Genomic DNA, 13,406 nt, shown 5'->3' with positions numbered 1-13,406 from the left:
CTCAGTAGTCGAACACTTCGGTCGCGGCGAGCACCAGCGTTTCCGCGTCGTCGCAGCTAGGTGCGGACGCCGCGACGGACGCCGTCAGCCGGTTGCCGATTTTGTCCCGTTCGCTCACCGGACTCGACGGCAGGTTCGTGTCGAACACGGACCCCGGATAGAAGTAGTAGTGGCATTCGATCGCGTCCCGGAAGTAGGTGAACGGCTTGCCGTCGAGTTCGACCGTTTCGGGGCCGCCGGCCTGCGACGGTTCCGGCGACAGCGCCAGTTGCACGGACGCCTCGGCACCGCCGCGAAGCGTCAGGTGGCATTCGAAGGGGCGGCTGCCGGGGGTGAACGTCTCGACCGACAGCTTCTCGACCACCCGGCACGGATCCTGTTGCGCAAGAGGAATATCCGACGGTCCAGACACCGGCGACCCCAGCCTGCCCACGACCGATCCGAGTACCGTCCGAGCCTCCGCGCAGTCGTCGCCGGCCGCGGAGTCGCCCGACCCGCCTGCCCCGTCGAGGTACGACACATGGCCCCAGCGGCCGGGGGCGGCGACGTCCGGGACCGGCGGCAGCGAGAAGTAGAGGGTGCACGTGCCCGGGAGTGCGCCGGCCGCGGGACGCACCTCGATTCCCGACGCCGCCTCCCCCGCGCCGGTGCGCTCCGTGGGTTCGCGTTCACCGACCGTCACCTCGACCCAGACGGGGTTGGCGGGGGTGCCGCGCGCAGGCACCAGTTCGGCGTGGCAGGTCGACAGGTCGCCGACGGGTCCGTACGCGGTGACCTGCCCGAACGCGGCGACCAGGTCTCGGTCGAGCAGTCCGCACGGTGCGAGGTCGCGGGCTGCGGCGGCGACGGCCAACTCCGCGCGGGTGTGCTCGCTGACCGGCACGCCGTAGATCGGCTCGCCTTCCCCCGCGACGCTCGGCGCCCCCGCGACGACGCCGGAACACGACACCAGCACCATCGCAAAAACGGCGGCCACCAGCGGTGATACCACCGTCGCGCTGCGGCCCACCGCTCTCTCCTCACTCGGACTTCGAACCCCGGCACGCGGACGACGGTGCCCGGAGTACAGTGCTGAGTATGCAGCGCGCACTCCTCCTTGGTTGCCGCGACGGGGTCTGATCCAGACTGGCTTCCCGTCGCGGGGTTTTTCGTGCGCCGGTCGACACAGCCGTTGGACTCCCGACAGTCCACATCGAACCTGGAGATCAATCCCATGTCCCCCGCTGACGCCTTTACCTCCGGATCGCGCACCATCACGCCGCCATCCAAGCCTGCTCCCTCCGATCAGCCGGAATGGAACACGCAGAAGAATTCGTCGATGCCGACGTTCCGCTACCGCTCCTTCTCCGAGGAAGTGGAGCCGGTGTCGCTGCCGGACCGCACGTGGCCCGACAAGATAATCGACCGCGCCCCGCAGTGGTGCGCCGTCGATCTCCGTGACGGCAACCAGGCACTGATCGACCCGATGAGCCCCGCCCGCAAGCGCCGCATGTTCGAACTGCTGGTGCGGATGGGGTACAAGGAGATCGAGGTCGGCTTCCCGTCGGCGAGCCAGACGGACTTCGACTTCGTCCGCGAGATCATCGAGGACGGCGCGATCCCGGACGACGTCACCATCCAGGTGCTCACGCAGTCCCGGCCGGAACTGATCAAGCGCACGTTCGAGGCCTGTGAGGGCGCGAACAAGGTGATCGTCCACTTCTACAACTCGACGTCCGTGCTGCAGCGCCGGGTGGTGTTCAAGGCCGACCGCGAGGTGATCAAGAAGATCGCGACCGACGCGGCGACCCTGGCCCTCGAAGAGGCGAAGAAGTACCCGGACACGCAGTGGCGCTGGGAGTACTCCCCCGAGTCGTACACCGGCACGGAACTGGCGTACGCCAAGGAGGTGTGCGATGCCGTCACCGAGGTGCTGCAGCCGACGCCGCAGAACCCGGTGATCCTGAACCTGCCCGCCACCGTCGAGATGGCGACGCCGAACGTGTACGCCGACTCCATCGAGTGGATGCACCGCAACCTGGCCCGCCGCGACTCGGTCATCCTGTCGCTGCACCCGCACAACGACCGCGGCACCGGTGTGGCCGCCGCCGAGCTGGGCTACCAGGCCGGGGCCGACCGCATCGAGGGCTGCCTGTTCGGTAACGGCGAGCGCACCGGCAACGTCTGCCTGGTCACGCTCGGGCTCAACATGTTCACCCGCGGCGTCGACCCGCAGATCGACTTCTCGAACATCGACGAGATCCGCCGCACCGTCGAGTACTGCAACCAGCTGCCCGTCCACGAGCGCCACCCGTACGGCGGCGACCTCGTGTACACCGCGTTCTCCGGCAGCCACCAGGACGCGATCAACAAGGGCCTCGACGCGATGAAGTTCGACGCCGATTCGCAGGACGCGGACGTCGACGACATCCTGTGGGCGGTCCCCTACCTGCCGATCGACCCGAAGGACGTGGGCCGCACGTACGAGGCCGTGATCCGCGTCAACTCGCAGTCCGGCAAGGGCGGCGTCGCGTACATCATGAAGGCCGATCACGGACTGGTGCTGCCGCGTCGCCTGCAGATCGAGTTCTCGCAGGCCGTCCAGCGGATCACCGACGGCGAGGGCGGCGAGGTGTCGCCCAAGGAGATGTGGGACGTCTTCCACGAGGAGTACCTGGCTCCGATCACGCCGCTCGAGCGGATGAAGCAGAAGGTCACCGCGGCCGAGGAGGACGGCGGCACCGACTCGATCACCGCGACGGTGAAGGTCAACGGCAAGGAGCACGAGATCTCGGGTTCGGGCAACGGCCCGCTCGCCGCGTTCGTCGACGCGCTCGCCACGATCGACTTCGACGTGCGGGTCCTCGACTACTCGGAGCACGCCATGTCGGCGGGCGACGACGCCCAGGCCGCCGCGTACGTCGAGTGCGCCGTGACCGCTCCCGACGGACGGAACACCGTGGTCTGGGGCGTCGGCATCGCGACGTCGATCACCACCGCGTCGCTGCGCGCCGTCGTCTCGGCGGTCAACCGGGCGCACTGACCGCTCCCGCACCACCGCTGCCGCAGGCGCGCATCACGCGCACCTGCGGCAGCGTCGTTTCCGGGCCTTGTTTCGGGGTGCGAAAGTGCCGCTCTCCGGGCACCGGGTGACTACCCTGGTAACGGAGTCCACACCGGACCCGAACCGCCTCGGACCCTTCGGGGGGCGTCGTGAATCTGGCATTTCAACAGCATCGTCCGGTCCGTCCGTATCCGGCCCGGCGTCGCCCCAAGGGCGCCTTCTTCTACAAGATGATCACCACGACGGACCCCAAGGACCTGGGGATTCTGTACCTGATCACGTCGTTCGCCTTTTTCATGGCCGGCGGTCTGATGGCGCTGCTGATCCGCGGCGAACTGGCCGTCCCGGGTCTGCAGTTCCTGTCGAACGAGCAGTACAACCAGTTGTTCACGATGCACGGCACGATCATGCTGCTGCTGTATGCGACGCCGATCGTGTTCGGGTTCGCCAACTACATCCTGCCGCTGCAGATCGGCGCGCCCGACGTGGCGTTCCCGCGTCTCAACGCGTTCAGTTACTGGGCGTTCCTGTTCGGCGGGACCATCGCGATCGCGGGGTTCGTCACCCCGGGCGGCGCCGCGGACTTCGGCTGGACGGCGTACTCGCCGCTGACGAGCACGCTGCACTCCCCGGGCGTCGGCGCCGACCTGTGGATCATGGGGCTGGCGCTGTCGGGCCTCGGCACCATCCTCGGTGGGGTCAACATGATCACCACCGTCATCTGCCTGCGGGCGCCGGGCATGATCATGTTCCGGATGCCGATCTTCACGTGGAACATCTTCGTCACCAGCATCCTCATCCTGGTGGCGTTCCCGATCCTCACCGCCGCGCTGATGGGCCTGTTCGTCGACCGGCATCTGGGCGGGCACCTGTACGACCCGGCGAACGGCGGCGTGCTGCTGTGGCAGCACCTGTTCTGGTTCTTCGGCCACCCCGAGGTGTACATCGTGGCGCTGCCGTTCTTCGGAATCGTCACGGAGGTCTTCCCGGTGTTCAGCCGCAAACCGGTGTTCGGGTACAGCGGGCTCGTCTACGCGACGATCGCCATCGGGGCGCTGTCGATCGCCGTGTGGGCGCATCACATGTACGCGACCGGCGCGGTGCTGCTGCCGTTCTTCTCGTTCATGACGTTCCTGATCGCGGTGCCCACCGGGGTGAAGATCTTCAACTGGGTCGGCACCATGTGGAAGGGTCAGCTGACGTTCGAGACCCCCATGCTGTTCTCGCTCGGCTTCCTCATCACGTTCATCTTCGGCGGCCTCACCGGCGTGATCCTCGCGAGCCCGCCCCTGGACTTCCACGTCACGGACAGCTACTTCGTGGTCGCCCACTTCCACTACGTGCTGTTCGGGACGATCGTGTTCGCCACGTACGCCGGCATCTACTTCTGGTTCCCGAAGATGACCGGGCGCATGCTCGACGAACGCCTCGGCAAGTGGCACTTCTGGACGACGTTCACCGGGTTCCACGGCACGTTCCTCGTCCAGCACTGGCTCGGAGCGGAGGGGATGCCGCGCCGCTACGCCGACTACCTGCCCTCGGACGGCTTCACCGTCCTCAACTCGGTGTCCACGGTGTTCGCGTTCGTCCTCGGCGCGTCGACGGTGCCGTTCGTCTGGAACGTCTTCAAGAGCTACCGGTACGGCGAGGTGGTGACGGTGGACGACCCGTGGGGTTTCGGCAACTCCCTGGAGTGGGCGACCAGCTGCCCGCCGCCGCGGCACAACTTCACCGAGTTGCCGCGCATCCGCTCCGAGCGGCCGGCGTTCGAACTGCACTATCCACACATGGTCGACCGGATGCACCGCGAGGCGCACGTGGGCCTGCGGGGCGCGGTGGCGCACGCGACCGAACCGGCCACCGTCGAACCGAAGGTGAACCCTCAGTAACTTCCGTGTGAAAGTTCCCGTCTGCGAGAACATCTCGAAAAACCGGACGAAACCGACTCCGTGACAACGGGTTGCAGATAGTTTGCCGAAGGACGCCCAGCTCGACGGAATTCCGGCCTTCTTACTCTCTCGTAGGGTCGACACGCAAGTCCTTGAAGACTTGACAAGCCGATCCGGGCCTCGCAGAAGTTACGCGCGGGTACATATTTTCGACGTTATGCTCGCATTCCCCGAGCATCGGCCCTGCAACGACGCAGGTTCGACGATCGCGTTCGGGGCGCCCCTGGAGGAAGTCAAGTGGGTTGTGCAGGGGTGCACGTGTCCGCGAAGGCGGCACCCAGTCCTCGGCGGACATGGCCTTGGCCATCGAAACACTCTGCGGATCAATGAGTTTTACGGAAACGGAGCGATAACAGATGTTCAAGCGAATAGCGATAGTGAACCGCGGCGAGGCGGCCGTCCGCCTGATTCGTGCGGTGCGCGAACTGAACGCCGAGCACAACTACGGCATCCGCACGATCGCCCTGCACACCGAGGCCGAGCGTCGCGCGATGTTCGTCCGGCAGGCCGACGAAGGTGTGTGCTTGCGCACAGTCAAGACCGGCACCGCCTACCTCGATCACGCCGAGCTGGCCCGCGCGCTGCGCGAGAGCAAGGCCGACGCCGTGTGGGTCGGCTGGGGCTTCGTCGCCGAGGATCCCGCGTTCGTCGAGGTCTGCGAGCAGCTCGGCATCACATTCATCGGCCCGCCCGCCGAAGCGATGCGCCTGCTGGGCGACAAGGTCGAGGCCAAGCTCCTCGCCGAGAAGGTAGAGGTCCCGGTCGCGCCGTGGAGCGGTGGCCCCGTCGCCACCCGCGCCGACGCCCGTCGTCACGCCCAGGCCATCGGCTACCCGCTCATCATCAAGGCCCGCTCCGGCGGCGGTGGCCGCGGTATCCGCAAGGTGTGGTCGGAAGACGAGCTCGAACTCGCGCTCGAACGCACCCAGGGTGAGGCCCAGCGGTCCTTCGGCGACCCCGTCGTGTTCATCGAACGGCTGGTCACCGACGCACGCCACGTAGAGGTACAGGTCATCGCCGACAACTTCGGCAACGTCTGGGCTCCCGGTGTGCGCGACTGCTCCATCCAGCGCAAGAACCAGAAGGTCATCGAGGAGTCCAGCTCCCCGCTCCTCACCGCCGAGCAGTCGAACCACCTGCGCACCGTCTCCGCCGAGCTCGTGCGCGCCGCCGGCTACCGCGGCGCCGGCACGGTCGAGTACCTGTACCAGCCCGAGCAGAAGACGTTCACGTTCCTCGAGGTCAACACCCGCCTGCAGGTGGAGCACCCCATCACCGAGGCCACCACGGGCATCGACCTGGTGAAGCTGCAGATCCTCGTCGCCAGCGGTGAGCCGCTCGTCGGCGACTGCCCGCCCGAATTCGGTCATGCCGTCGAGGCCCGCCTCAACGCGGAGGACGCCGCCAACGGCTTCGCTCCCGCACCCGGCGCCGTGCAGCTGCTCAAGTTCCCGCTCGGCAGCGGTCTCCGCGTCGACACCGGCATCGCCCAGGGCGACGTCATCCCGCCCGACTACGACTCGATGGTCGCCAAGGTCATCGCCTGGGGTCGCGACCGCTCCGAGGCCCTCGCGCGTCTGCGCACCGCGCTCCGCGAGACCACTGTCGTGCTGCAGGGCGGCACCACCACGAAGTCGTTCCTCCTCGAACTGCTCGACCGCGAAGAGGTCATCTCCGCGTCCGCGGACACCGGCTGGCTCGACCGCACCGGCGTCGGCAGCGTCACGACGCCCACCAAGGTGGCCGATGTCGCACTGATCGCCGCCGCCATCGACGTCTACGACGCCGAGGAGAAGCTCGAGCGCGAGGCGTTCCTCTCCTCCGCTCGCGGTGGACGCCCCCGCGCCGGTCACGCCATCGGCCGGAAGGTGGAGCTCAGCTACCAGGGTCAGGCCTACGGCCTCACCGTCACGCAGGTCGGCGCCCACAGCTACCGCGTCGACGGCGACAGCCCCGACGTCGAGGTCGAGGTCGACCGGCTCAGCGAATTCGAGAGCCGCCTCGTCGTCGGCACCCGCCGCCACCACGTGGTGTCGGTCGCCGGCCGCGCCCAGTACCTCGTCGAGGTCGACGGCATCAGCCACCAGATCAGCCAGGACGAGGCCGGCGTCGTCCGCGCACCCGCTCCCGCAGTCGTGGTCGCGGTGCCCGTGTCCGTCGGCGACGAGGTCGAGGTCGGCGACACGCTGGTCGTCCTCGAGAGCATGAAGATGGAGACCGCCGTCCGTGCGCCCGTCGCAGGCCGGGTCCGCGAAGTTCTCGCGATGGTCAACTCCCAGGTCGACGCCGGCACCGCACTGCTGCGCGTCGAGGAGACCGCGGAAGAGTCCACCGCTCCGAAGTCGCCGCGCGTCGAATTCGAGGTCGCCGTCCCCGCCTCGAAGGGCGACGTCCGCACCGACGCCCTCGAGCAGATCGACGCGCTCGCCGCGCTGCTCACCGGATACGACGTCAGCGCGAAGCGGGCAGGCGTGCTCCTCGCCGACTACGAGAAGCTGCGCTCCGAAATCGCGGGCGACGCGGATCTGGTGCAGGCGGAACTCGCCCTGCTGAACACGTTCGCGGACATCTGCGAGATCGGACGTAACCGTCCCACCGCAGCCGAGGAGGACGCTGACGAGCGCGTCCACAGCCCGCGCGAGCACTTCCACACCTACCTGCACACCCTCGACGTCGAACTCGAAGGCCTGCCGGAGTCGTTCACGACCCGGCTGTCGCGGGCGCTGCGTCACTACGACGTCACCGACCTCGAGCGCACCGGCGAGCTGGAGGAGGCGGTCTACCGCCTGTTCCTCGCGCAGCAGCGCATGGACAACCAGGTTCCCGTCATCGCCGCCCTGCTCGACCGGTGGCTGAACGAGGGCAACGCTCCCGGCCGCGCACCCAGCGGACTCGGCGAGGTCCTGGACCGGCTCATCACCGCCACCCAGGTCCGTTACCCGGTCATCGGCAACGTCGCCCGCAACGTGCGGTTCCGGTTCTTCGACGAGCCGCAGATCCGCAAGGCGCGCGAGCAGGTGTACGACGGTGTCCGCGGCAGCCTCGAGTACCTCGCCGAGAACCCCGCCGCCGGCGACTACCAGGAACGCCTCGAAGCCCTGGTCGCCACCCCGCAGTCGCTGACCGAGCTCCTCGGACAGCGGATCGCGCGCAAGAGCACGACCGTCGGCCCGCTGCTCGAGGTCGTCACCCGGCGTTACTACGACATCCGCACGCTCGAGGACGTCACGTCCTTCGAACGCAACGGACGCCGTTTCGTCACCGGCAACTTCGACCTGCTCGGCGAGCGCCTGAACCTGGTCTCCGCCGTCGCCGAGTACGCCGAACTGCCCGGTGCGCTCGACGAGATCGGTGCCGTCGCCTCGGAGAACCCCGAGAACCTCGTCCTCGACCTCTACCTGTCGTGGACCGCGCCGCCCGCCGACCCGGACACCATGTCCGAGGACCTGCGGAAGGCACTGACGGCGCTGCCGCTGGCCGCGACCTGCCGCCGCGTCACGGTGTCCGTCTTCGGCGGAACCGACGTCGACGTCCGCAAGTTCACCTACCGCCCGGACGCAGGCGTCCTCGCGGAGGAGAAGCTGATCCGGGACATGCACCCGCTCACCGGTCAGCGACTCGACCTCTGGCGCCTGAAGAACTTCGACGGCACCCGCCTCCCCGCGTCCGCCGAGACGTTCCTGTTCAACCTGGTCTCGCGCGACAACCCCACCGACGAACGCCTCATCGCGCTCGCCGAGGTCCGCGACATCACGCCCGTCCGCAACGAGGACGGCCAGGTCGTCGGTGTTCCCGCGGCCGAGCGTGTGCTGCAGTCGTGCCTCGACGGCATCCGCCGGGCGCAGGCCACGCGCGGCAGCAAGCGCAAGCTCGACGCCAACCGCGTCGTGCTGTACGTGTGGCCGAAGATCGACGTCCCCGTCGAGGATCTCGAGGCATTCGCCCGGGTCGCGGCACCGCTCACCGCGGGCGCAGGCCTCGAGGAGATCACCGTGATCGCCCGCCTCCAGGGCGAGCCCGGCACGGAGTCGCGGGAGAAGGCTCTGCGCTTCTCCTACCGCACCGGAGCAGGCGTGGTCGTCAAGGTCACCGAACCGCCGACCGAACCGCTGCAGCCGCTCGACGCGTACACGCAGAAGGTCCGCAGCTCCCGTGCCCGCGGCACCGTCTACCCGTACGAGCTGATCCCGCTGCTCACCGGCCGCGACGGCAGCTTCGTCGAGCACGACCTGGACGAGTCGGGCCAGTTGGTGCCCGTCGAGCGTCCGTACGGCCAGAACAAGGCCGGCCTCGTCGTCGGTCTGGTCACGGCCCGCACCGACCGGCACCCCGAGGGCATGACCCGCGTCGCGCTGTTCGGTGACCCGACGAAGGCTCTGGGCACCGTGGCGGAAGCCGAGTGCGCCCGCCTCGTCGCCGGTGTCGACCTGGCCGAGAAGCTGGGTGTTCCCGTCGAGTGGTTCGCGCTGTCGTCCGGCGCGACGATCTCCATGGACAGCGGCACGGAGAACATGGACTGGGTGTCGCGCGGTCTGCGTCGCCTCATCACGTTCACGCAGGACGGTGGCGAGGTCAACGTGATCGTGGCCGGCATCAACGTCGGTGCGCAGCCGTACTGGAACGCCGAAGCCACGATGCTGATGCACACCAAGGGCATTCTCGTCATGACGCCGGACAGCGCCATGGTGCTCACCGGCAAGAACTCGCTCGACTACTCGGGTGGCGTCTCGGCCGAGGACAACTTCGGTATCGGTGGTTACGACCGCGTGATGGGCCCCAACGGTGAGGCGCAGTACTGGGCGCCGAACCTGCCCGCCGCGTGCGAGATCCTGTTCGCGCACTACGACCACGCGTACGTCGTTGCCGGAGAACGCTTCCCGCGGCGGGCGCAGACCAGCGACCCGATCGGGCGCGACGTGCGGTCCTTCCCGCACATCCACCCGTCCAGCGACTTCACCACGGTCGGCGACATCTTCTCCGCGGAGACGAACCCGGAACGCAAAAAGCCGTTCGACATTCGCACGGTGATGCGTTCACTCGTCGACCAGGACCACACGGTGCTGGAGCGGTGGGCCGACATGGCCGACGCCGACACGTCCGTCGTGTTCGACGCCCACCTCGGCGGATACCCGGTGAGCGTCATCGGCATCGAGTCGCGCGCCATCGCCCGTAAGGGATGGTCGCCGGCCAACGGTCCCGACCAGTGGACCGCGGGCACGCTGTTCCCGCAGTCGTCGAAGAAGACGGCCCGGGCGATCAACGCCGCCAGCGGCAGCCGTCCGCTCGTGGTGCTGGCCAACCTGTCCGGATTCGACGGTTCCCCGGACTCGCTGCGACACATCCAGCTCGAGTACGGCGCCGAGATCGGCCGCGCCATCGTCAATTTCGACGGTCCGATCGTGTTCTGCGTCGTCTCCCGCTACCACGGTGGCGCGTTCGTGGTGTTCTCCGGAGCACTGAACGACAACATGGAGGTGCTGGCGGTCGAGGGCTCGTTCGCCTCGGTCCTCGGTGGTGCCCCCGCCGCGGCCGTCGTGTTCACCCGTGAGGTCAACTCGCGGGTGGCGGCGGACCCGTCGATCCGGGAGCTCGAGGCCAACCTGGCCGGCGCCCAGAACGACGCCCAGCAGGCTCACCTGCGGGTGGAACTGGCGGCCCAGCAGGCTGCGGTGCGCAACGAGAAGCTCGGTGAGGTCGCTGCCGAGTTCGAGGCCGTGCACAACATCCAGCGGGCACAGCGGGTCGGCTCCGTCGACGCCGTCATCCCCGCCGTGGAGCTGCGTCCGTACATCATCGGTGCGGTCGAGCGCGGCATGCGCCGGGCGGTCGAAGCCGGCAAGTAGTCCCCACCCGAACGGCCGCGGCAACCTACCGGTGTCGCGGCCGTTCGGCGTTTCGCGGGCGTGGCGTCAGGTCAGCCCGCATTTCACCTGTTTCGGATGACGCGGGCGCCCCGACCCGGTGCGATAGTCAGCGCAGAGTGAATTCGACTGTGAATGGAGCGCTGCTATGGACTCTTTCTGGGACTTTCTCTGGGTGATCATCGTCACCTTCGGCTTCGTGGCCTACCTGATCCTGTTGTTCTCCATCATCACCGACCTGTTCCGCGACCATAAGACGTCGGGCTGGGTGAAGGCGATCTGGATCGTCTTCCTGTTCTTCGTCCCACTGCTGACCGCGCTCGTGTACCTCATCACCCGGAGCAAGAGCATGGCCGAGCGCTCGATGGCGGCCGCGCAGGAGGCGAAGCAGGCGCAGGACAGCTACATCCGTTCCGTCGCGGGCAAATCCTCGGCCGAGCAGATCGCGGACGCGAAGGGCCTCCTCGATGCAGGCACCATCACGCAGGCGGAATACGAGACGCTGAAGGCGAAGGCGCTGAGCAGCTGAGTACTGGGCAGCTGAGCGCCCGCCCCGAAGAAGGCCCGCCTGCCCGGCGGGCCTTCTTCAGTTTCCGGCCCGCTGAGTCCCCGATCCGGCCCGTTCAGTCCGCGATCCGCTCCTTCACTCCACGATCCGGGCCGCGACGTCCCGGAACGCCTGCAGCACGGTGGCGACGGCGGGAACGTCGTCGGCCGCGGGTCTGCGCGCCAGTTCGTAGATGCGGGCCGCACGGACCCCGGCGAGGGGAAGCTGGACCACCGCGCGGCTGGTCACCGCGTGCCGGGCCAGCAGAGCCACGCCGTGACCGCCGGCGACGAGTTCCTCGATGACCCGGAAGTCGTTGATGCGCATCGCCACGTGCGGCTGCACACCGGTCGCGGCGGCCACCGACATCAGCACGTCGTCGACGGGAAACCCGCCGCGCACGCTGATCCACCTCTCGTCCGCCAACTGGTCCGGTCGGACCGCGTCCTGTCCGGCGAGTGGATGGCCGGGCGGCAGGATCAGGTCGATGGGCTCGCGCATCAGCGGCTCGGCCGTCACCCGCGGCGAAGACGTGTCGGGGGCCCGCTCGTCGCGATGGGTCAGCACCACGTCGTAATCGGCGAGCAGGGCGGGCACCGCGGCCGCCGGCAGGTCCTCGTCACGCGCCTGCACGTCCACCCCGCTGCCCGCGAGCGCGTCCAGCAGTCCGGGCAGCAGCAGTGCGGCACCGGACGGGAACAGCGCCACCCGTACCCGGCCGCGTGGCGAACCGCGGTAGGCGCTCATCTCGGCCGCCGCGCGGTCCAGGGCGGCCACGACGTCGTCGGCGCGGACGACGAGGGCCTGACCGGCATCGGTGAGCCGCAGCCGGCGGCCTGCCGGTTCGAGCAGCGTCACCCCGGCCTCCCGCGAGAGGATCTTGAGCTGCTGCGACACCGCCGACGGCGTCATCGACAACGCCTGCGCGGTCGCCGCCACCGTCCCGCGGTCCGCCAGCTCTCGGAGCACGCGCAACCGGGTCGCATCCATGTAGCAAAACTACATCGATGGTGCACTTTAATGCGCTTGTCCTGATTGTTTCCGTGCCCTCACGATGGAATGCATGACCTCCCGCGACCGGCTGCTCGGACTCACCGTCGTCGTCCTCTGGGGGCTCAACTTCCTCGCCATCCGCGCCGGCCTCGACCACTTCCCGCCGTTCTTCTTCGCGGCCCTGCGATTCTTCGTCATCGCGATCCCGGTGATCCTGTTCGTTCCCCGACCGCAGGTCCCGCTGAAGTGGCTGCTCGTGTACGGCGTCGGGTTCGGCGTCGGCCAGTTCGCGTTCCTGTTCTGGGCCATGCACGTCGGGATGCCGACCGGGCTCGCGTCGCTGGTGCTGCAGTCCTCCGCGCCGTTCACGGTGGTCCTCGGCGCGGCCGCGCTGCGGGAGCGGCTGCGGCCGGCGCAGGTGGGCGGACTGCTCGTCGCGATGGCCGGGATGACCGTCATCGGCTGGGACCGCACCCAGCACGCCGCGCTGCTGCCGGTGGCCCTGACCCTGCTCGCGGGACTGTCGTGGGCGCTGGGCAGCATCGGCAACCGCAAGGCCGCGTCGGACCAGCCGATGCGGCTGATGCTGTGGATGTGCGTCATTCCTCCGCTGCCGATGCTGGCGCTGTCGCTCGGGGTGGAGGGGCCGTCGGCCGGCTGGGACGCCCTGACGTCCTCGCTGCACGGCACCGGTCCGCTCGCGCTCGCGGGCCTCGCCTACATCGTGATCCTCGGCACGGTCGCGGGCTCCGGTCTGTGGACGGCACTGCTGAGCCGCTACCCCGCCGGAATGGTCGCGCCGTTCTCCCTTTTGGTCCCGATCGTCGGGATCGGGGCGTCCTGGCTGGTGCTGCGCGAGGAGCCGAGCGTCCTGTCGCTGATCGGCGGGGCCGTCGTCATCGCCGGTGCCGCCGCCACCCAGGTGAGCGCCAAAGCGCGTCCGAGCACACTTTCGCACTCACCTGCCCCCGCGCGAGTCGGCGTCTGACCGGACCCTGTGCAAAACTCGCGGA

The 13,406-nt window shown here is 68.5% G+C and carries 7 protein-coding genes; 5 read left to right on the top strand and 2 right to left on the bottom strand.

The genetic code is table 11. The features are described 5' to 3' along the window. Window position 1 precedes the first annotated feature (1 nt). Entirely contained in the window at window positions 2-1,009 is a 1,008-nt protein-coding gene (locus CA951_RS12790) for a hypothetical protein (protein WP_087557196.1), read from the bottom strand. A 204-nt stretch (window positions 1,010-1,213) separates the two neighbouring features. Here CA951_RS12790 and leuA point away from each other — a divergent pair, with 204 nt between their 5' ends. The 4 genes from leuA to CA951_RS12765 all read left to right on the top strand — a co-directional run bounded on the left by leuA (window position 1,214) and on the right by CA951_RS12765 (window position 11,382). Continuing rightward, window positions 1,214-3,022, top strand: a complete 1,809-nt coding sequence (leuA, locus tag CA951_RS12785) for a 2-isopropylmalate synthase (protein WP_087557195.1) — start codon at window positions 1,214-1,216, stop codon at window positions 3,020-3,022. A 170-nt stretch (window positions 3,023-3,192) separates the two neighbouring features. Next, window positions 3,193-4,932 carry a cytochrome c oxidase subunit I gene (gene ctaD / locus CA951_RS12780; RefSeq protein WP_087557194.1) on the top strand — a complete coding sequence of 580 codons (1,740 nt, stop codon included), beginning with the start codon at window positions 3,193-3,195 and terminating at the stop codon, window positions 4,930-4,932. Between the two features lie 416 nt (window positions 4,933-5,348). Continuing rightward, window positions 5,349-10,835, top strand: coding sequence for a biotin carboxylase N-terminal domain-containing protein (locus tag CA951_RS12770; protein ID WP_087557192.1), 5,487 nt, complete (start codon window positions 5,349-5,351; stop codon window positions 10,833-10,835). 166 nt (window positions 10,836-11,001) lie between these two features. Next, entirely contained in the window at window positions 11,002-11,382 is a 381-nt protein-coding gene (locus CA951_RS12765) for an SHOCT domain-containing protein (RefSeq protein WP_087557191.1), read from the top strand. Window positions 11,383-11,496: 114 nt separating this feature from the next. Here CA951_RS12765 and CA951_RS12760 read toward each other — a convergent pair whose 3' ends face one another. Beyond that, entirely contained in the window at window positions 11,497-12,390 is an 894-nt protein-coding gene (locus CA951_RS12760) for a LysR family transcriptional regulator (RefSeq protein ID WP_087557190.1), read from the bottom strand. A gap of 73 nt (window positions 12,391-12,463) precedes the next feature. Between CA951_RS12760 and CA951_RS12755 the strand changes: the two genes are divergently transcribed. Continuing rightward, window positions 12,464-13,381 carry an EamA family transporter gene (locus CA951_RS12755; protein WP_087557189.1) on the top strand — a complete coding sequence of 306 codons (918 nt, stop codon included), beginning with the start codon at window positions 12,464-12,466 and terminating at the stop codon, window positions 13,379-13,381. Window positions 13,382-13,406: the final 25 nt, after the last annotated feature.

Origin of the sequence: Rhodococcus sp. NCIMB 12038 (genome assembly GCF_002165735.1) — a bacterium.
Classification (GTDB): Bacteria; Actinomycetota; Actinomycetes; order Mycobacteriales; family Mycobacteriaceae; genus Rhodococcus_F.
This window is presented reverse-complemented; position numbering and strand designations above follow the sequence as displayed.